20 protein-coding genes and 1 pseudogene are annotated in these 18,492 nt (G+C 71.7%); 11 read left to right on the plus strand and 10 right to left on the minus strand.

Annotated elements, in window-relative coordinates; genetic code table 11:
• Positions 1 to 10 precede the first annotated feature (10 nt).
• Both ACRAKF_RS13095 and ACRAKF_RS13100 read left to right on the plus strand, forming a co-directional pair.
• Positions 11 to 1,000 (plus strand): aldose epimerase family protein, encoded by a 990-nt coding sequence (locus tag ACRAKF_RS13095; protein ID WP_447037203.1) that lies wholly within the window; start codon positions 11 to 13, stop codon positions 998 to 1,000.
• 128 nt (positions 1,001 to 1,128) lie between these two features.
• Positions 1,129 to 1,374, plus strand: a complete 246-nt coding sequence (locus tag ACRAKF_RS13100) for a hypothetical protein (RefSeq protein ID WP_447041958.1) — start codon at positions 1,129 to 1,131, stop codon at positions 1,372 to 1,374.
• 135 nt (positions 1,375 to 1,509) lie between these two features.
• Here ACRAKF_RS13100 and ACRAKF_RS13105 read toward each other — a convergent pair whose 3' ends face one another.
• On the minus strand, positions 1,510 to 1,671 hold the full coding sequence (locus tag ACRAKF_RS13105; RefSeq protein ID WP_447037204.1) for a hypothetical protein: 162 nt from the start codon (positions 1,669 to 1,671) through the stop codon (positions 1,510 to 1,512).
• Positions 1,672 to 1,879: 208 nt separating this feature from the next.
• On the opposite strand from ACRAKF_RS13105, the gene ACRAKF_RS13110 reads away from it, so the two are divergent.
• Positions 1,880 to 3,109 carry a pyroglutamyl-peptidase I family protein gene (locus tag ACRAKF_RS13110; protein ID WP_447041959.1) on the plus strand — a complete coding sequence of 410 codons (1,230 nt, stop codon included), beginning with the start codon at positions 1,880 to 1,882 and terminating at the stop codon, positions 3,107 to 3,109.
• 10 nt (positions 3,110 to 3,119) lie between these two features.
• Here the strand turns inward: ACRAKF_RS13110 and ACRAKF_RS13115 are convergent, their stop codons facing one another.
• Positions 3,120 to 3,938, minus strand: a complete 819-nt coding sequence (locus ACRAKF_RS13115; RefSeq protein WP_447037206.1) for an EI24 domain-containing protein — start codon at positions 3,936 to 3,938, stop codon at positions 3,120 to 3,122.
• Between the two features lie 172 nt (positions 3,939 to 4,110).
• On the opposite strand from ACRAKF_RS13115, the gene ACRAKF_RS13120 reads away from it, so the two are divergent.
• Both ACRAKF_RS13120 and ACRAKF_RS13125 read left to right on the plus strand, forming a co-directional pair.
• Positions 4,111 to 6,705, plus strand: a complete 2,595-nt coding sequence (locus tag ACRAKF_RS13120) for a M14 family zinc carboxypeptidase (RefSeq protein WP_447037207.1) — start codon at positions 4,111 to 4,113, stop codon at positions 6,703 to 6,705.
• Positions 6,702 to 7,862, plus strand: a complete 1,161-nt coding sequence (locus tag ACRAKF_RS13125; RefSeq protein WP_447037208.1) for a serine hydrolase domain-containing protein — start codon at positions 6,702 to 6,704, stop codon at positions 7,860 to 7,862. Before ACRAKF_RS13120 ends, ACRAKF_RS13125 begins: the two co-directional genes overlap by 4 nt.
• A gap of 101 nt (positions 7,863 to 7,963) precedes the next feature.
• On the opposite strand, the gene ACRAKF_RS13130 is transcribed toward ACRAKF_RS13125, so the two are convergent.
• Complete coding sequence (locus ACRAKF_RS13130; RefSeq protein WP_447037209.1) at positions 7,964 to 8,392, minus strand: organic hydroperoxide resistance protein; 429 nt, start codon at positions 8,390 to 8,392, stop codon at positions 7,964 to 7,966.
• Positions 8,393 to 8,497: 105 nt separating this feature from the next.
• The gene (locus ACRAKF_RS13135) at positions 8,498 to 9,532 is read right to left on the minus strand and encodes an NADP-dependent oxidoreductase (protein ID WP_447037211.1); all 1,035 of its coding nucleotides are present in this window, start codon (positions 9,530 to 9,532) and stop codon (positions 8,498 to 8,500) included.
• Positions 9,533 to 9,671: 139 nt separating this feature from the next.
• On the opposite strand from ACRAKF_RS13135, the gene ACRAKF_RS13140 reads away from it, so the two are divergent.
• Positions 9,672 to 10,133 (plus strand): MarR family winged helix-turn-helix transcriptional regulator, encoded by a 462-nt coding sequence (locus ACRAKF_RS13140; protein ID WP_447037212.1) that lies wholly within the window; start codon positions 9,672 to 9,674, stop codon positions 10,131 to 10,133.
• Between the two features lie 16 nt (positions 10,134 to 10,149).
• Here the strand turns inward: ACRAKF_RS13140 and ACRAKF_RS13145 are convergent, their stop codons facing one another.
• Complete coding sequence (locus ACRAKF_RS13145) at positions 10,150 to 11,088, minus strand: GlxA family transcriptional regulator (protein ID WP_447037213.1); 939 nt, start codon at positions 11,086 to 11,088, stop codon at positions 10,150 to 10,152.
• A gap of 151 nt (positions 11,089 to 11,239) precedes the next feature.
• Between ACRAKF_RS13145 and ACRAKF_RS13150 the strand changes: the two are divergent.
• A pseudogene (locus ACRAKF_RS13150) lies at positions 11,240 to 11,425 on the plus strand (DJ-1/PfpI family protein); the annotation flags it as partial.
• 218 nt (positions 11,426 to 11,643) lie between these two features.
• Complete coding sequence (locus ACRAKF_RS13155; protein ID WP_447037215.1) at positions 11,644 to 12,087, plus strand: DUF6010 family protein; 444 nt, start codon at positions 11,644 to 11,646, stop codon at positions 12,085 to 12,087.
• 42 nt (positions 12,088 to 12,129) lie between these two features.
• Here the strand turns inward: ACRAKF_RS13155 and ACRAKF_RS13160 are convergent, their stop codons facing one another.
• The gene (locus ACRAKF_RS13160; RefSeq protein WP_447037217.1) at positions 12,130 to 12,819 is read right to left on the minus strand and encodes a nitroreductase; all 690 of its coding nucleotides are present in this window, start codon (positions 12,817 to 12,819) and stop codon (positions 12,130 to 12,132) included.
• Between the two features lie 97 nt (positions 12,820 to 12,916).
• On the opposite strand from ACRAKF_RS13160, the gene ACRAKF_RS13165 reads away from it, so the two are divergent.
• On the plus strand, positions 12,917 to 13,516 hold the full coding sequence (locus ACRAKF_RS13165) for a TetR/AcrR family transcriptional regulator (protein ID WP_447037219.1): 600 nt from the start codon (positions 12,917 to 12,919) through the stop codon (positions 13,514 to 13,516).
• A 52-nt stretch (positions 13,517 to 13,568) separates the two neighbouring features.
• On the opposite strand, the gene ACRAKF_RS13170 is transcribed toward ACRAKF_RS13165, so the two are convergent.
• Positions 13,569 to 13,778 carry a DUF397 domain-containing protein gene (locus tag ACRAKF_RS13170; protein ID WP_447037221.1) on the minus strand — a complete coding sequence of 70 codons (210 nt, stop codon included), beginning with the start codon at positions 13,776 to 13,778 and terminating at the stop codon, positions 13,569 to 13,571.
• A 164-nt stretch (positions 13,779 to 13,942) separates the two neighbouring features.
• Complete coding sequence (locus ACRAKF_RS13175; RefSeq protein WP_447037222.1) at positions 13,943 to 14,542, minus strand: hypothetical protein; 600 nt, start codon at positions 14,540 to 14,542, stop codon at positions 13,943 to 13,945.
• Positions 14,543 to 14,717: 175 nt separating this feature from the next.
• On the opposite strand from ACRAKF_RS13175, the gene ACRAKF_RS13180 reads away from it, so the two are divergent.
• Complete coding sequence (locus tag ACRAKF_RS13180) at positions 14,718 to 15,587, plus strand: YwqG family protein (protein WP_447037224.1); 870 nt, start codon at positions 14,718 to 14,720, stop codon at positions 15,585 to 15,587.
• Positions 15,588 to 15,627: 40 nt separating this feature from the next.
• On the opposite strand, the gene ACRAKF_RS13185 is transcribed toward ACRAKF_RS13180, so the two are convergent.
• Positions 15,628 to 16,941, minus strand: a complete 1,314-nt coding sequence (locus ACRAKF_RS13185) for a PucR family transcriptional regulator (RefSeq protein WP_447041960.1) — start codon at positions 16,939 to 16,941, stop codon at positions 15,628 to 15,630.
• A gap of 36 nt (positions 16,942 to 16,977) precedes the next feature.
• Positions 16,978 to 17,130, minus strand: a complete 153-nt coding sequence (locus ACRAKF_RS13190) for a hypothetical protein (RefSeq protein ID WP_447037225.1) — start codon at positions 17,128 to 17,130, stop codon at positions 16,978 to 16,980.
• A gap of 229 nt (positions 17,131 to 17,359) precedes the next feature.
• Between ACRAKF_RS13190 and ACRAKF_RS13195 the strand changes: the two genes are divergently transcribed.
• Complete coding sequence (locus tag ACRAKF_RS13195) at positions 17,360 to 18,394, plus strand: DUF3068 domain-containing protein (RefSeq protein WP_447037226.1); 1,035 nt, start codon at positions 17,360 to 17,362, stop codon at positions 18,392 to 18,394.
• Positions 18,395 to 18,492 lie beyond the last annotated feature (98 nt).

Below are 18,492 nucleotides of genomic sequence, written 5' to 3' on the forward strand. Positions count from 1 at the left end.
GGTCGCGATCATGCGCAGCGAACTCTTCGGGACACTCCCCGACGGCACCCCTGTCCACCGCTGGACCCTGGAAAGGGGCGGAGTACGGGTGCGCGTCCTGACGTACGGCGGCATCCTTCAGACGGCGGAAGTTCCCGACCGGTCCGGGCGGGTGGCGCAGGTGGCGCTGGGGTTCGATGGGCTCGACGGGTACGTGAAGCACCCCAGCCCCTACTTCGGCGCACTGGTGGGGCGGTACGCGAACCGCATCGCGGGCGGCGCCTTCACCCTCGACGGGCACACCCACCGGCTGGCGCGGAACAACGGCTCCAACGCCCTGCACGGCGGTGAGCGCGGCTTCGACAAGCGCGTCTGGGACGCGGAACCGGACGGCGACCACGCGGTGCGGCTCGCGCGGGTGAGCCCGGACGGCGAGGAGGGCTACCCCGGGCGGCTCGCGGTCTCGGCGACGTACGCGCTGGACGCGGCGGGCGCGCTGAGCATCGCCTACGAGGCGACGACCGATGCCCCGACCGTGGTGAACCTCACCAACCACACGTACTGGAACCTCGCCGGGGCGGGCTCGGGCAGCGCGCACGGGCACGAGGTGCGGATCGCCGCCTCCCGGATCACCCCGGTCGACGGGGAGCTGATTCCGACCGGGGCGTACGAGGACGTGGCGGGGACGCGGTTCGACTTCCGTACGGCACGGGCCGCGGGGCCCGGCTTCGACCACAACTACGTCCTGGACAAGGGCGTCACCGCCGGGCCGGTCGAAGTGGCGGGGCTCCATGACCCCACCACCGGGCGGGACCTCACCATCTCGACGACCGAGCCGGGGCTTCAGCTCTACACCGCCGACCACTTCGACGCGGAGCTGCCGTTCGCCGCGGGGGACGGCGTCGCCCTGGAGACCCAGCACTTTCCCGACTCCCCGAATCGGGCGGGGTTCCCGTCCACAATCCTGCGGCCCGGCGAGACCTACGCGTCGCGGACGGTGTACGCCTTCTCCGTACGGTGACCTCGGTACGGTGACCTCGGTCTCGGCCATCAGTTCGTCGGCGTCACACCACGGGCCGATGTGGACCCGGCTCGTGGCCGCCCAGTTCCCCGCGTGGGCCGCGCTGCCCGTGGAGCGTCTTCCGATGGCTGGAGGGCGCAACGCCGGAACCGGGTGCTCCGCTCGCCGCTCCCGCGCTGTTCGCCCAGGACGTCGCGGAGTTCCTGACCGCCCTGCGGGAGGTCGGCCCGGCGGGGGCGCCGGCCGCCTACCGGAGCGAGCCGTTGGCGCGGCGCGACGCCCGTACGCGCGAGGTGATCGCCGGGCTGCGCGGCCCCGTGGACGAGCGGGCCGCGACCGCCGTCTGGGACGCCGCCCTGCGGGCCCCGGCGTAGCGGCGGGGCGCCGTCTGGACGCACGGAGATCTACAGCCGGGCAACGTCCTGGGCACTGGGCCCCGCCGCCGACGACGCCATGTGGGCGCGCGGGCCGGGCTGGGCCCTGTCGATCGCCCTGGACGAACTCGCGTACTACCACGCGACAAACCCAAGGATGGCCCACATAGCGCCCCACGTCCTCACCCAACTGACGCGCCCCGCCCAACGGTTGACGGAGCCGATCGGGGCGACGAGGGCGTAGGCGCCGTCGGCGGTCGCCGCGGCCGGCAGCCCCGCGACCAGGACCGTGCTCACGCGGGCACGGAGATCGGCGGGGAGGTCGGGACCTTGGACCCGTAGCGCTCGGCCCAGGCGTCCCGCGATACTTCCGCCACCTCACCGGTCACGGTGAACCGTTTACGGAAGGATCCGCGTGTCCCCTCGTCCTCGCGTGCTCTCTCGTCCCCCACTGCTCACCGGCTCCCGCTCCCGGATCGGTGGCGCGCTCGGCCTCGCCGTGCTGATGGCCGGGCTCGGTGTCTCGGCGCCCGCCTCCGCCGCCCCGGGGGATGCCGGTGGCCGCGCGGTCACCGTCGAGGAGGCACGGCTCGACCGGGCCGCGCCCCAGGAGATCCTGCGGCGCAGCGGCTTCGACTCCCGGGCGCCGGAGTTGGCGCGCGCGCTCGGCAAGGCGCGCTCCTACGAGCAGGCGCGGCGGCTCGTCGTACGGGAGGGCAGGTCGTTGTGGCGCGGGGCCGTCGACCGCGCGCAGGGGCGCGGGCCGGCCGGAGGCGATCTGAGCAGGGACGACGACCGGCCGCTCTACTGGGCGCGGCTCGGGATGACGCGGGAGCTGCGGCAGTGGGAGCCGAACCGGTTCTCCCTGAGCGACGAGCGGCGCGCGCGCCTCATGGACTCCCTGGAGACGACGTCACGCGGGCAGGACGACGTGCGGTTCGCGGAGCGCCGCCACGGCAAGGGCGGCAAGGAGGTCAAGCGTGTCTTCGTGACCGGCTTCGACCCCTTCACCCTCGACCGGGACGTCCGCATCAGCAACCCGTCGGGCGCGACCGCGCTGGCCCTCGACGGCACGACGATCCGGACCGCCGAAGGACCGGCCAGGATCGAGGCCGTCACCTTCCCCGTCCGCTGGCAGGACTTCACCGACGGCGCGGTGGAGCGGGCACTGCGGCCGGTGCTGCCCCGCGTCGATCTCTTCACCACCGTCAGCCAGGGCCGCGTGGGCCGCATCGACGTGGAGCGGACCAACGGGGCCTGGCGCGGCGGCTTCCCCGACAATGACAACGCCTCGCGCACCGAGCAGGTTCCGGTGACCGACCCCGCCTCGCAGCCCCAGTGGACGACGACGACCCTCCCGTACAAGGCGATCGCCGACGCGGAGACCGGCCGCTTCCCGGTGTACGACAACACGTCGGTGACCGAAATCCCGGCGGGCGGTACCCAGCCCGTGGTGCGGCCGGACGGGCCGACCGCGGGGTCGGCCGCGCGCGCGGGTGGCGGCGGTGACTATCTGTCCAACGAGATCGCCTACCGGGCCACGCTGCTGCGGGACCGGCTCGGGCTGCGCGGCCGGCTGCCCGGCGGGCATGTCCACACGCCCGTGCTGCAGTTCGGCGCGGGGAACACGGACCCGGCGACCGGCGCGGTGACCGACCCCGAGTTCGTACGGAACCGGCTCGACATCATCGCCCAGATGCGGAGCATCCTGCGGACGGCCGTCTCGGCGTCCTGACGGTCAGGCCTCAGGCAGGGCGGCCGGAACCGAAGCCGCCGCCCTGCCCGGGGGCGCCCTCTCCGTCGCCCTGACCGCCGTTGTCGCCGTTGTTCTCGCCCAGCAGGTCCCGCGCCATCAGCGTCGCGCCCGCGACCGCGCCCGGCATCAGGAAGACGGCGACGAACGGCACCAGGAAGGCGACGGCGAGCGGCGTCCCGAAGCCCCAGGCCAGTTGCTTGCGGGAGCGCAGCAGCGCCAGGCGCTCGCGGAGTTCGACGCCGCGGCGCTGGAGGGCGACCGCGGTGAGCTCCTCGACGAGGAAGAAGCCGGTCACGCAGAAGCCGATCACCGGGATCACGGTCTGGCCGATCACCGGGATGAAGCCGAGGGCGAAGAGCAGGACGCCCCAGAGCACCGCGCGGACGACGACACGGAGGCTGTCCCGCGCGGAGATCCACAGCTCCCGCCAGAGCGGAAGACCCGACTCGGGGGCGTGGCCCGACTCGGTGATGTCGACCGCCTCGGACAGCGACTCGTAGAAGGGCTGCCCGATCAGGAGCGTCACGGCGGTGAAGGTGAGGACGGAGAGCAGCAGCGCGAGGGCGAAGAGCAGGGCCGTCAGGAAGCCGCGGAAGAGGCCGAGCCAGGGCGATGACCAGTCGTCGGCGAACGGTGTGGCCCAGCCCACGAGGTCGGCGCCCCAGAGCGCGAGCGAGACGAGCGCCGCGGCATAGAGGAGGAGCGTGATGAGGCCGGGCAACAGCCCCATTCCGTACTGCTTGCCGTGCTGGGCGACCCAGCGCTGGCCCTTCATCAGGTAACCGAAACCCACACCAAGATCGCGCATGCGGCACACCCTAGCCGCCGCTGAACGGGGGTTCGATCGGCGCCGTGTGCCAGGACTGTCACAGCGGACGCCGCCCGGACTGTCACAGGAGAGGCCATCCGTGAGGGGAGGCCCTCTTGTTGCTTGCGAGTTGAACCGGTAAGACCACGTTATCGATCTACCGGAGGTACGCATGGGTATATCCCGGCCGACAAGACCTGTTCTGGTCACCACAGCCGCCACGGCCGGCGCACTGCTGTTCACCACGTTCGCCCCCGGTACCGCGACCGCGGACCCGACGCCGCGCCCCGTCGTCCGCGAAGGCTCGCCGCTGGGCGCCGACCGCGCGGCCAAGGCCCCGGCGCGGGCCGCCGAACGGGCCCTCGGTGACACGGGCGCCCCGGAGTCCGGCAGCGGCGAGGGCCGTGGATATCCGCGGGAGCGGAAGCTCACCGCACCTCCGGAGAATCCGGCCGACAAGTCGATAAAACTGGGGCTCACGCCGTACCACGGCATAGCCCCCGAGCTGAACGCCCTCCAGCGCGTCGGCGACCGCGTGAGCGTGGAGGTCGCGGGCCGTTCCGCCGGCGGGCACGAGCTCTACCTGGTGACCGTGACGGCCCCCGAGTCGGCGCGCGAGACGGCCCGGCAGGAGCGGATGCGCGAGCGCATCGAGAACGCGCCGTCGGCCGCCGCGAAGGACAAGGCGATCAAGGCCTCGTACAAGACGCCGGTGTTCATCAACAACAACATCCACGGCAACGAGTGGGAGGGCACCGACGCCGCCCTGAAGCTCATCGAGAAGCTGGCGAAGGCCAAGGACGGCAAGACCCGGGACCTGCTCGCGCACAACCGGCTCTACTTCAGCGTCACCACCAACCCCGACGGCCGCATCGCGGGGACCCGCTCCAATGCCAACGGCTTCGACCTCAACCGTGACTTCATCACCGCCTCGCAGCCCGAGGCCCGCGCGATCCGGCGGATCGCCGTCGACAAGCAGCCCGCGGTCATGATCGACCTGCACGGCTATGTGAACGGCACCCTGATCGAGCCGACCACTCCCCCGCACGGCGAGAACTACGAGTACGACCTCTTCCTGAAGAACTCCTACGCCAACGCCCTCGGCATGGAGGCCGCCGTCAACGGCCTCGGCTACACCGAGGAGAAGGACGGCGTACTGCCCGCGGTCATTCCCTTCCGCGACCAGGAGGAGGGCTGGGACGACTGGCCGCCGATCTTCACCCCGCAGTACATGCCGTTCCACGGCGCGGTCGCGACGCACACCATCGAGTTCCCGATGCAGGTGAACAACGCGGAGTACGACGCGCAGCCGGTCGCCGAGCTGCGCCGCAGGGCCGCCATCAACGTGGACATCGCGGGCGCGGCCATGCGCGCGACCCTCGACTACACCCAGAAGCACCGTACTTCGGTGATCGCCGACCAGATCGAGGTCTTCCGGCGCGGCGCGACGGGCGCCGAGCAGGTCCCGGTCTCCGAGGAGACGGTGCCCGGGGTGCCCGGGATCGGCCCGGAGGACGTGTACACCACCGAGTTCCCGCACGCGTACGTGATCCCCGCGGGGCGCGGCCAGCGCTCGGCGACGGCCGCGGCGCGGCTCGTCGACCACCTGGTGGCCAACGACGTACGGGTGGAGCGCGCGAGCCACGGCTTCCGGCTCGGCGGGCGGACGTACGCGAAGGGCTCGTACGTCGTCGACATGCACCAGCCCAAGCGTGGCCTGGCCAACGTGATGCTGGCCGACGGGCGTGACATCAGCGACAAGGTGTCGACGATGTACGACATCTCCGGATGGAGCCTCGGACGGCTCTGGGGCGCGAGCGTCGACACGGTCAAGGACGGCGGTCTTGAGGGCGGCTCTCTGAAGGGTGTCCACGCGCGCGTGGTGCGCTCCGCGTCCGAGGTCGGCCAGGTGGCGCCGCGCGGCGCCCTGCGGCTGCGGCTCGACGACCCGCGCGAGGTCGCGGCGCTCAACTCGCTCCTCGCGAAGGGCGTTCCCGCGCGGGACGACGGCAAGGGCGGTGCGATCCTGCCGTCGTCCGCGCGCGGGGCGGCGATGACCGCGGCGAAGAAGTACGGCGTCGCGTTCGACGCCACCAAGGCCGAGGGACGTGCCGCGCTGCACCGCACGCGGGTGGCGGCGGCCGTCACGCCGGGTGAACTGTTCGCGCTGCGGGAGATGGGCTTCGACGTGGTGCCCGTCTCCACGGCCGTGCTCAACGCCGGCTTCGACTGGAAGCGGGCGGACGCGCTCATGGTGTCGGCCGGGCTCGACCGCTCCAAGCTCAACGCGGCGGCGAAGTCCGCGCTCGACGCGTTCCTCGCCAAGGGCGGCGGCCTGGTCGGCCGTGGCGCGACCGGCGCCGCGCTGAACTCCGACGCCGGTCTGCTCGCCGCCGAACCGGTGGAGGGCAACGGCGACGCCAACGGCGTGGTGCGCGTGGCCAACGCGGGCGGCACGATCACCGGCGGTGCCCCCGGTCACAGCTTCGTCTACTCGCCGACGTGGTTCACCGACCTCGGCCCCGGCGTGCGCGCGGAGCAGAAGTACGGCACCGGCAACCCGTTGGTCTCCGGGCACTGGAGGCCCATGGAGGACGGCACCGGCGGACCCACGGACGCCGCGGGCCGCGCCTCGGTCGTCAGCGGGTCGGCGGGGCGCGCGGACGTGGTGCTCTTCGGTACCGAACCGCTCTTCCGCGATCACCCGAAGGGAATGTTCCCGCAGGTCGGGCGGGCGCTGCTGAGCGTCGGCAAGGCGTCGTCATGACCCGTGAGATCCGCGTGCGGGGAACGGTCGCCGAGGGGTACGAGGCGGTGCGCGAGGAGTTCGCCTCCGTACTGGCGGGCGAGCTGCCCGAGTACGAGGGGCAGCTCGCCGCGTTCGTACGGGGACGCAAGGTCGTCGACCTGTGGGCGGGCCCGGAGGTCACGGGCGAGAGCCTGTACGGCGTCTACTCCTCCACCAAGGGCGCCGCCCACCTCGTCGTGGCCCTGCTCGTGCAGGACGGGGTGCTGGACCTCGACCGGGCCGTCGCCCACTACTGGCCGGAGTTCGCCGCCGGGGGCAAGGGCGCGGTGACCCTGCGGGAGCTGCTCGCGCACCGGGCGGGCATCGTGGGAGCCGACTCCGGCTTCTCGCCCGCGGAGGTCGCCGACGACCGGGCCATCGCCGCACGCATGGTCGCGCAGCGCCCCTTCTGGCGCCCCGGGGCCGCCTTCGGCTACCACGCCCTGACCGTGGGGGCACTCTCCGGCGAGGTGGTCTTCCGGGCCACCGGACAAACCCTCCAGGAGGTGTACGAGGAGCGGGTGCGCGCCCCGTACGGGCTCGGCTTCTTCCTGGGGCTGCCCGAGGAGCACGAGGGGCGGTTCCGTTCCGTGCTGCCGATGGCGCCCACGCCCGAGGAGGCGGCGCGGCTCGCCTCGCTGCCGCCCCGGCCGCAGAGCCTCGGCTCCATCGCCTTCAACCGCCACGGCGCCGAGCCCACCGAACTGGAGGCGCTGCCCAACTCCCGTCCCGTGCGCGCCAAGGGGCCCGCGTCGGTCGGCGGGGTGGCGTCCGCGCGGGGCCTCGCCGGGATGTACGCGGCGGCGGTCACCGGCGTCGACGGCCGGGAGGCGCTGCTGAAGGCGGACACGGTCGCCGAGTTCGGGCAGGTGCAGTCGGTGGGGCACGACCTGTCGCTCAACGCCTTCAGGGCGTTCGCGGTCGGCTTCCAGGCGCAGGCGGTGGCCGTGTATCCGTTCCTGGGCGCGGGGACCATCGGGCACAGCGGCGTGGGCGGCTCGCAGGCGTTCGCCGATCCGCGCAGCGGACTCGCCTACGGCTACACGCGCCGCCGGTTCGCCTTCCCCGGCGGCCCGGCCGCGGAGAACGAGCGGCTGGTCCGCGCGGTCCACGAGGCGGCGCTGGCCACGGGCTGACCCACGCGCGCGTGAGGGCCGCGCCCCGGCTACGGGACGCGGCCCTCACGTACGTACGGCGTACGGTCCGCGGACCTCACCTACGTACGACCGACCTGCGATCAGGCGACCGCGAGCTCGACCTTGATGTTGCCGCGCGTGGCGTTCGAGTAGGGGCACACCTGGTGGGCCTTCTCGATCAGGGACTGCGCGGTGGCCGCGTCCACGTTCGGGATGGAGGCGGAGATCTCGACCTCCAGGCCGAAGCCGCCGGACTCGTTCTGGCCGATGCCGACCTTGGCGGTCACGGTGGAGCCGGAGATGTCGGCGTTCTCCTTGCGGGCGACCACGCCGAGGGCGCCCTGGAAGCAGGCGCTGTAGCCGGCCGCGAAGAGCTGCTCGGGGTTGGTGCCCGCGCCGCTGCCGCCCATCTCCTTCGGCGGGTTCACGACGACGTCGAGCTTGCCGTCGTCGCTGGCCACACGGCCGTCGCGGCCGTTCTCCGCGGTGGCCACGGCGGTGTACTTGACGTCGATCTTCTGGATGGACATAGCTGCTGGTTCCTCCTGAGATATGACGTGGCGCGCGCCCACAACCACGGATTGCGGAATTAGGTTATCGGATGCCGGAAGAGTCCCGGCGAGTCCGGCCCCGTCTCAGGCGAGGGAGACGATCATCTTTCCGGTGTTCTCGCCGCGGAGCATGCCGAGGAAGGCCTCCACGCCGTTCTCGACGCCCTCGACGACCGTCTCGCGGTACTTGAGCTCTCCGGAGCGGATCCAGCCGCCGACCTCGCGGACGAACTCCGGCTGGAGCGCGTTGTGGTCCTGCACGAGCATGCCCGTGAGGCGCAGGCGCTTGCCGATGACCAGGGCGAGGTTGCGGGGGGCCGGGGTCGGCTCGGTGTCGTTGTAGCCCGCGATCATGCCGCAGATGGTGACGCGGCCGTGCACGTTCAGGCGGCTGATGGCGGCCTCCAGGTGCTCGCCGCCGACGTTGTCGAAGTAGACGTCGATGCCGTCGGGGGCGGCCTCCTTGAGCTGCTCGGCGACCGGCTTGGGGTCCTTGTAGTTGAAGGCGGCGTCGAAGCCGTACTCCTCCATGAGCAGCTTGACCTTCTCGTCGGAGCCCGCCGAGCCGATGACGCGCGAGGCGCCCTTGAGCTTGGCGATCTGGCCGACCTGGCCGCCGACGGCACCGGCCGCGCCGGAGACGAAGACGGCGTCGCCCTCCTTGAAGGAGGCCACTTCGAGCAGCCCCGCGTACGCGGTCAGGCCCGTCATGCCGAGGACGCCGAGGTAGGCGGAGAGCGGCGCGGCCTCGGGGTCGACCTTGGTGGCGTGCTGCGCGGGCACGGAGGCGTACTCGCGCCAGCCGGCGAAGTGCAGGACATGGTCGCCCACCGCGAAGCCCTCGGCGTTCGAGGCCACGACCTCGCCGACCGCGCCGCCCTCCATGGGGCGGTCGAGCTGGAACGGCGGGACGTAGGACTTCACGTCGTTCATCCGGCCCCGCATGTACGGGTCCACGGAGAAGTAGCGGTTGCGGACCAGGACGCGGCCCTCGGCGGGCGCCTCGACGGGGACCTCGCGCAGCGCGAAGTCCTCGGGGACCGGCCAGCCCTCGGGGCGCCGCACGAGGTGCCACTCGCGGCTGACGGACGGAAGCTGCTGGTCAGGGGTGACGGACATGAGGGGGGTGTCCTCCTACGACTTCGATCTGCGACGGGGTTCACGGCGGTTCATGGCGGTGAACCAGATACTTCAGGTGGTGAAACAACCATGCTCCTGGATATTTCATGATGTCAAGTAACCGGGTAACCTGATGAGCATGTCGAGCAGCTCAGGTACCGGCCCGGGTACCCCGTCCCCCCGCACCGACCCGCTGACACTTGAGGTCGTCGAGCTGATCGGCACGGTCGTGGGGCGCTACCACGAGGAGTACGAGGAGGCCGCGGCCGGACACTCGCTGACCGGGGCGCAGGCGCGGGTCCTCGGGCTGCTCTCCCTGGAGCCCATGCCGATGCGCCGCATCGCCCAGAAGCTGAAGTGCGAGCCGTCGAACATCACGGGCATCGTCGACCGCCTTGAGGCGCGCGGCCTGGTGGAGCGGCGCCCCGACCCGGCCGACCGCCGCGTGAAGCTGGCGGCGCCCACGGCCGAGGGCAGGGTGGTGGCGCGCGGCCTGCGCGACTCCCTGAACTTCGCCCGCGAGCCACTGGGCCGCCTCTCCCACGAGGAGCGGGAGACCCTGCGGGGGCTGCTGCGGAGGATGCTGGGCGCGGAGGGCTGAGGCCTGGTGCGGCTGTTCAACTGAACGTGCACCGGTAGGTCTGCGGGCTGACGCCGGTGGTGCGTTTGAAGCGGTCACGGAAGGTGGTGGGTGAGCCGAAGCCGACCTGGTGGCCGATGCGCTCCACGGAGTGCTCCGTGGTTTCCAGCAAGTGCTGCGCCTGGCGGATGCGGGCCCGGTGGAGCCACTGGAGCGGCGTGGTGCCGGTCTGGTCGCGGAAGCGCCGGATCAGGGTTCGGGTGCTGGTTCCGGCCCGCTCGGCGATGTCGGCAAGGGCGAGGTCGCGGGCCAGGTTCTCCTGTAGCCAGGTGAGCAGCGTCTCGAGCTCGGAGCCCTGCGGTGTGGGTGCGTGATCGTAGACGATGAATTGGGCCTGTCCGCCCTCTCGTTCGAGAGGCATCACTGACAGGCGGGCGGCGTCGGCGGCGACGGCCGAGCCGTAGTCACGGCGGATCATGTGCAGACACAGGTCCATGCCCGCCGCGGCGCCGGCCGAGGTGAGCAACTGGCCGTTGTCGACGTAGAGGACGTCCGGGTCGACGTCGAGGCTCGGGTGGGCGGCGGCCAGCAGACCGGTCGCGCGCCAGTGGGTCGTGACGCGCAGTCCGTCGAGGAGTCCGGTGGCGGCCAGGGGGAAGGCGCCCACGCAGAGGGAGGCGATCCGGGTGCCGTCAGCGGCGGCCGACCGCAGCGCGTCGTGCACGGCGGGAGGGAGTGGGGCAGCGAGATCGGCGACGCCTGGCACGATGATCGTGTCCGCGCCCTGAAGACCCTCCAGGCCCCAAGGGGCACGCAAGGTGAAGGCCCCGGCGTCGACCTCGTCGCGCTCGGCGCATACCCGGACCTGGTAGCCGGGCCGTCCGTCGGGCAGGCGGGTCCGGGAGAAGACCTCGATCGGGGTGGACAGGTCGAACGGGATCACCTGGTCCAACGCGAGCACGGCAACCGTACGCATGGCCAGAACCTAGGTGTTGGCACTATCCCGTTGCAACCTGTCACTAGTGCCACTGGGCGAGCACCCGGGAAGCCGGTTGACTTCGGAACGTCCCGCTGGAAAGCGACGCCGAAGGAACACCACCCATGCGCATCCAGGTCGTCCTGTCGTCCTGTTCGATGGCTTCGACCCGCTCGACGCCATCGCCCCCTATGAGGTCCTGTACGCCGGCGGCTCCGCGACGGACGGCGCGGTGACCGTCGAGCCGGTCACCGCGGAGGGCCTTCGTGAGGTCGTCAGCGGCATCGGAGGACTGACGCTGCGAGCCGTCGGCGCCCTGGACCTGGAGCGCGCAGGGTCCAACGCCCACCGCTCTCTGAGCGCCCGGATGCTGCCCGCGACGGCCCTCCGGCGTACCGACGCCCCTGACCCTGCCTGACGCCCCTGATCCTGCCCGACGCTCCTGATCCTGCCCACCACCCGGGACCGCGCTCCGGCCGAGACGTCGGTGCTCGCGCCGCGACAGCTCGACCGCGGCGATCCGGCCCGCCCCAAGAGGAAGAAGTCATCCCCCTCATGAACCTCGTGTCACCAGTGATCGTCGGCATCATCTACTGCCTGCTGATGTCCCTGATCAAGGAACCGCACCGACGCCACTTCAACGCGATCATGGTGGGCGGAGCCGGCGCCGCCTATCTGAGCGGGGGCGGATTCGGCCCGTGGGAGCTGCCCTTCGTCGCTCTCATGGCCTACGTCGCCTACCGCGGCCTGGACTCCTGGGCCTTCATCGGCGTCGGCTGGCTGCTCCACACGGCCTGGGACATGGCCCACCACCTCAAGGGCAATCCGATCCTGCCGTTCCACCACGACGCGTCTCTGGCATGTGCCATCTGTGATCCGGTCATCGCCCTGTGGTGCTTCCGCGGAGGACCTTCACTGATCGCGCTCGTCCGCCGCCGGTTCCGGCCCGGCCCGCCGCCGACCGTGACGAGGCCGCCGTCACCGCATGGCGGGAGGTGACCCTGTAGCCGTCGCTCCTCACTGTCAGCACTGTCAGCACTGTCAGCCGTGGAATGTCGTGGTCTCCCTCAGCGCGGCACGCTCAGTGGTGATGTGGTTTACCGGTGCGGCGTCGTCGGCGTATCCGAACGAGATCCCGACGAGCAGTTTCCCTGTGGTGACGCCGAGTTCGGCGCGTACCTCGTCGGCGTAGAAGCTCAGCAGTCCCTGCGGGCAGCTGGCCACGCCATACGCGGTCATCGCCAGAAGCAGCGTCTGCATGTAGGCGCCGACGTCGGCAGCCAGCCGCGCGCTGTCCTGTTCGGCGACGAAGAGGAACGCGACATGCGGTGCGCCGTAGAACCCCAGGCTCTCGGCGTCATATGCCGCGCGCGCCGCATGGTCGTCAAAGCCGATGCCCAGTGTCCCGTAGAGCCGGCCGCCGAAGGCGACCCGCCGCTCCTGCTGCACCGGCGAGTAAAGGTCATCGTTGTACGGGAAGTCGACCGACACGCGCCGTGCGGCATGGGCCTCCCGAAGGGACGCCGCCAGACGGTCGCGCGACGCGCCACTGACGACCTCCACCCGCCACGGCTGCGCGTTGGAATTGGACGGCGCCGCACCAGCCAGCGAGAACATCGCGCGCATCGTCTCTTCGGGCACGGGCTCGGGCCGGAAAGCCCGCGTCGCACGTCGGGCACGGATCAGCTTCTCCGCGTGGCCGCTCAGCTCGGTGTGGTCGGACCAGCTCATGGGACTCCTCCTCATCGAGGTAAACGTGACCGTTTACTTGAGGGGGGATAGTAGCCCTCGCGCCCGAGCAAAGTAAACGCGGCCGTATGCTTTCTGCATGGGCACGATGGGTGACACGACACGGCGAGGAGGGCGAGGCGCGAGGGAACGCATCCTGGCAGCCGCCGCCCGACTGTTCGCGGATCAAGGGATCGCCGGGACCGGCATGGAGCAGGTCGCAGAGGCGGCACCGGTGTCCAAGCGGACGCTCTACGCCCACTTCCGTTCCAGGGAAGAACTGGCGATTGCCTACCTTCAGGCGCTGGTCTCGTCGGGGAACACCATGGAGGGTGTGCTGATCCGTGAGGACCTCAGCCCTCGCGAGCGGATTCTCCGCCTGTTCGATCAGCCCACCCCGGACACGTCCGCGGTGCGAGGGTGCCCCTTCATCGACGCAGCGGCAGAGTTCCCCGATCCGAAGAATCCGATCCACGCCTACGCCCGCGAACAGAAGCTCCGCATGGTGCAGTTGGTCACCGACCTGGTGGCGGAACTGGGCTGCGGTGAACCCACCGCACTCGCCGAGCAACTGGTGACCCTCGCGGACGGAGCAGCCAGCCGTGCCATGGTGCTGAACCAGGCGGACTACGGCCGACACGCGCGCGCGGCCGCGAAGACCCTGCTGGAACAGGCCCTCACGCCTCCTTCAGGACGCTGACTCGCGGCCGGCACCACCCGCTGGAACAACGCCCCCTCCGGGACAGCAGCCCTCAGCGGGCCCGGTGGGTGGGTGTGGCGTGACCGTTCTTGAGGGCGGTCAGGAGGGCGTGGAGTTGCGGTACGCCTGTGGTGAGGGCAGTGGTGGGGGCGTCGCTTTCGCGGAGGTGTATCGCTGTTGCCGTGACGGCGAGTTCGACGCAGTTGTCGCCGTCGCCTCCGCCGGAATAAGTCGACTTCTGCCAGTTGAAGGCGTTGGGCACGGTGGCACCTTTCACAGTTCGTGGATGATGCGGGTGATGAGGTCCCGCGAGGACTCGGGGGTGAGCGCGCCGTCCGCGACACGTGCGTAGCGGGCCCGATACTGAGCCAATCTCGCTTCGACCGCCAGGAATTGTGCGCCGTGCGTGGTGCGGCAGCGCTCGGGTCAGGTGCACCACCACAGGAAGCGGTCGCACTCCCTCGTCGGGGGCGGCTCCGGGGTCGGGGTGGGCCTCGGGGCCTCCGTGGCGGGCGGGGCCGCCGTCGGCCGTGGCGTGTCCGGGGTGTCCGCCGCCGGGGGCGCGGTCGTCGAGGGGCGCTCCGGCTGCGGGTCGATTCCCGCCTCGTCGCCCCCGGGCTCGTTATCGCCGGGCTCGTTGTCGCCGGGTCCGTTGTCGCCCGGGGCGTCCTCGGCGGGCTCGCGGTCCTTCTTCTCCGCGTCCTTCGCCTGTTCGCTCTCGGGCGCCGAGGCCGTCCCCGTGGCCACCGCGTCCGTCGCCGACGCGCTCTCCCTCGCGTCGTCGTCCGGGGCGGGCGCGGACGTGGGCTGCTCCGACGGGCCCTCCGTGCCCAGTTCGGCGAGGCTCAGGCCACCGACCGCGAGCGCGAGGCCCGCGGTGACGAGGAGGAGCTTGCGGCGCCTGCGCCGGTGTGCGGCGCGACCGCGGGCACGGCCTCCGGTCCGGCCCCCGTCGCGAGGCGCTCCGCACCCCGGGCAGGCGAGGGCTCCGTTGAGGTGCCTGCGGCACGGGTGGCAGTAGTCCATGAGGATTGGAGGCTAGGTGCCGCCGGGTGGCAGCGGTAGCCGCCACTGTGAAAGTTGTGTGCGGAAGAGACGACTCCGGCGTAGCGGAGTCGTCGGGTGGCCGGCGGGTGACCGCCGGGTGGTCGCCGGGTGATCGCCGACGGCGTTGTCAGTGGCAGGAGGCATGATTCAGGGCATGACGCAGAACTCCTCCGGCGAGCTGTACGCCCTCGCGCACGAGCACCTCCCCTCCGACGTGGCCGAGCGGTGGCTCGGGCTGCTGCGGCCCGGCATCCGGCTCGCCGCGGCGGGCGGGGACGAGGACGTGGTGGGGCAGTTGGGCGGTGAGCCCCGGCTTCCGGACGCCGTGGAGTGGCCGGAGTGGGAAGGGCATGGCCCGCTGTCGTTCATCGCCTCGGTGGACTGCGCGGCACTGCCCGCGGGCGCCCTCGACGTGCCGTTCCCCGCCTCCGGCACGCTCGCCTTCTTCTACTACGACGGCCAACTGGACGAGGACGACGAAGCCTTCGTGGAGGTGGACGATCCGGAGACATGGGCGGGCGCCCGGGTCATATACGTACCTGCGGGAGCGTCGACCACCCGCCTGGACACACCGCCCGAGCTGGAGGCCTACTCCCACGTGCCGCTCGCCGCGCGCGTGGAGCTGACGGTGGCGGAGCCCACGCATCCGCAGATCCAGGAGGTCCTCGCGCCGGACGCGGAGGCCTTCCAGGACTACGAACACCCGGTGTGCGACGAGAAGTTCGTCGACGCCCTGTGGAGCTACGACGACGAGACGGCCCACCAGCTCGGCGGCACGCCGCAGTCGGTGCAGGGCCCCGTCGAGCTGGAGGTCGCCCGCGCCGCCCTCGGCCCGGGGACGGACTGGCACGACCCCCGGCTCGTCGAGGAGATGCGGGAGTGGGTGCTCCTTGCCCAGTTCGACTCGGACGACACGGCGGACATGATGTGGGGCGACGGCGGCTGCCTCTACTGGCTCATACGCCGGGATGACCTGGCCGACCTCCGCTTCGACCGGGCCATGTTCACCTGGCAGTGCTGCTGACGGGCGGCGCCAGCAGCCGGGGGCCAGGGGGCCAGGAGGCCTAGGCCCGCCCCAGCTGCCCCCTCAGCCTGCGTGCCCGCAGCACCAGTTCGAGTTCGAAGCGGCGGTCCGGGTCGTCCACCTCGTCGCCCCAGAGTTCCCTTATCTGGCGCAGGCGGTAGCGGACCGTCTGGGGGTGGACGCCGAGCCTCGCCGCGACCTCCGGGGCGCCGCCGCGCGTCTCCAGCCAGGCGAGGAGGGTCTCGGCGAGGCGGCGGCCGTGGGCGGGCCCGCAGTGGTTCAGGGGCGCGAGGCAGCGGCGGGCCAGGTCCTCGATGAGCTCCTCGGGCTGGAGCAGCACCAGCGCTTCGGTGTGCTCCGTGCAGTGCAGGACCTCCCCGGCGGGCAGCAGCCCCCGCTCCATGAGCCGTACGGCGGCCTCGGCCCAGCGCAGCGACTTCGCGGCGTCGGCGAGCGGCACGGGCGGGCCGATGGCTCCCGCCCAGCCGGTCATGGCGCGGCGCAGCAGCTCGGGGCGGCCCGCGGCCTCGGGGTCGGGCACGACCATGCGGGGCTGTTCGGCCTCCATGTCGAGCAGGACACCCTCGCCGACCGCCGGGGCGACGGCCTCCCTGGCCGGGCGGAGCAGCACACCCACCGCGACGCGTTCGGGAAGCTGCCAGCCGATGCGGGCGGCCCGTTCGCCGAGGCCGTTGCCGAGCGTGGCGGCGCCCCGCCCGGAGGAGCGTCCCGAGCCGCGGTCGCCGTAGGGCGCGGAGCCGCCGGCCTCTGGGCGCCGCTCCGAGAGCAGCAGCTCCATGAGCTTGCGCTGGAGCCGGAGCCGTTCGCCCGCCTCGCGGGCCGCGGCCTCGGCGTAGCCGCGTACGGACTGGTCGACGAGGCCGTCGAGGTACTCGAAGCCGGACTCGGCGAGTTCATACATGGCGGGGGGCGGGATGTCTATCTGCTGGCCGATCTCGGCCAGGCGGCGCCAGGCGAGCCGCACGCCGAGGCGGTAGATCGCCTGGAGCGAGTCGAGGCTGCGGCCGTGCAGGCCCTCGCCGCGGCCGAATTCCTGGAAGACCTCCAGGTGATAGCGCGGTCTGCCCTCCTGCGACGCCAGTTGCTGGACGAAGCCCTCCAGGGCGCGGCGGATGCCCACCAGCGCCATCGGCTCGCCCGAGTCGTCGAGGACGACGGGGAGGCCGGGGTACTCGGCGCGGATCTCGCGCAGGATGTCCTGGGCGAGCGCGGGCACCTCCTCCAGGGCGAGGGCGGCGAACCTCCGCACCTGGCGGGGCGGCACGTCGCGCCAGGCGGAGCGCGACCCCGACGAGCCCTGGCCGCCGGGGGCGGGCGCGGGTCTGGAGGCCACGTCAGTGGGGTGGGTGTCGGTGGGGGCCACGGTGGCTCACTGACCCCGCTCAGGGGTTTCGTAGTGCACCAGCGGCGTATTGGGCTGGTCCGGGGTGGCGTCGAGGAGCGCGACGATGCCGAGGGCGGCGCCCACGGCGAGCAGCGCCCCGGCGGCGGCGGTGAGCGAAGCGGCGAGCAGTCGGTGCATTACGAGGGCCAGCCTCTCTGTCGGAGGTCGTCCCCACCCAGGTCACCCGGGACGGCCACGGCCGTGCATCTTCGGCCGTGAAGTCCCGGTCACACAGTCCCTGCCGGCCCCGCCCGGCAGGTGCTCAGTGTTTGGTACGCATTGACACCTAGTCAAGGGTGCGCTTACGTTCCCGGCCCATACGTACGGCTCGGTAACACTTCTCCCGCCCATAGCCCAGGAGTGCCCCATGCGCCGCCCCACCTCGCCCTTTTCACTGATCCTTCTCGGTATCGGCGCGTTTCTTCTGGTCCTGGCACCGTTGCTCGCCTGGTACGTGGAGCCACGCGCGAAGCGCACCCCCACCGACATCGATACGACCACCGTCTTCAAGGGCACCGGAAGCTATTTCGATACCAAGAAGGTCAAAACGGTCCGCGACAAGGGCCTCACCATCACCCGGCAGGTGCGCGGCGACGTCGCGGACAGCGAGAAGCACGGGCGCGCCATCTGGGACGTGGTGACCTCCGTCGACCCGGACAGTTCGCTGCCGGCCGCCGACCCGCACGACTCGCTCCAGTGGACGCAGGAGCGCTGGGTGACCGACCGGAAGACGAACCTGCCGGTGCACTGCTGCGGCGAGAAGCCGCACTTCGAGGGCGAGGCCTACCTGAAGTTCCCCTTCGACGTGGAGAAGCGGTCCTACCGCTGGTGGGACAACACGCTGGGGGCGACGGTTCCGCTCACCTACCGGGGCACGAAGAAGATCCAGGGCTACGAGGGCTACCGGTTCACGGCCACGGTGAAGGCCACCAAGACCGGCACGCGTCAGGTGCCCGGCGTGCTGGTCGGGCAGCCGAAGAAGGGCCAGGTGATCGCCGACGAGTACTACGCCAACCACGGCATCGAGCTCGTCGCCGACCAGCGGACCGGCCGGATCATCTACGCCGCCATCGGGCCGCGCAAGACGCTGCGGGCGCCGGGCTCGGACAAGGACGCGACGGTCCTGCTCGACAGCGACCGCGTCGCGTTCGACACGGCCACGCAGAAGGCGCAGGTCAAGCTCGCCAAGGACGACAGCGACCGGCTGAAGCTGGTCGGCGGGACGCTGCCGGTGGCCGCCGGGGCGCTCGGCGCGGTGCTCGCGGTGGCCGGGATCGTCCTGGTCGTCCGGGGGCGCAGGGACGACGGCGCGAACGGCTCCGGCGGCGGTGACGGATCGGCGGAGCCGGGGAGTCCGAATCCTGCTACGTCCCGAAGCCCCCTGCAGTCCACCACGATGTGATGAGACGTCAGCCCTGAATGGCCCCGAAATTGTCACTTCGGTGAGTAGCCGCGCGGTACCGGGCGGCGAAAACTGACCACCTCACCCGAACACAGTCC

Source organism: Streptomyces sp. DSM 118878, assembly GCF_052936595.1.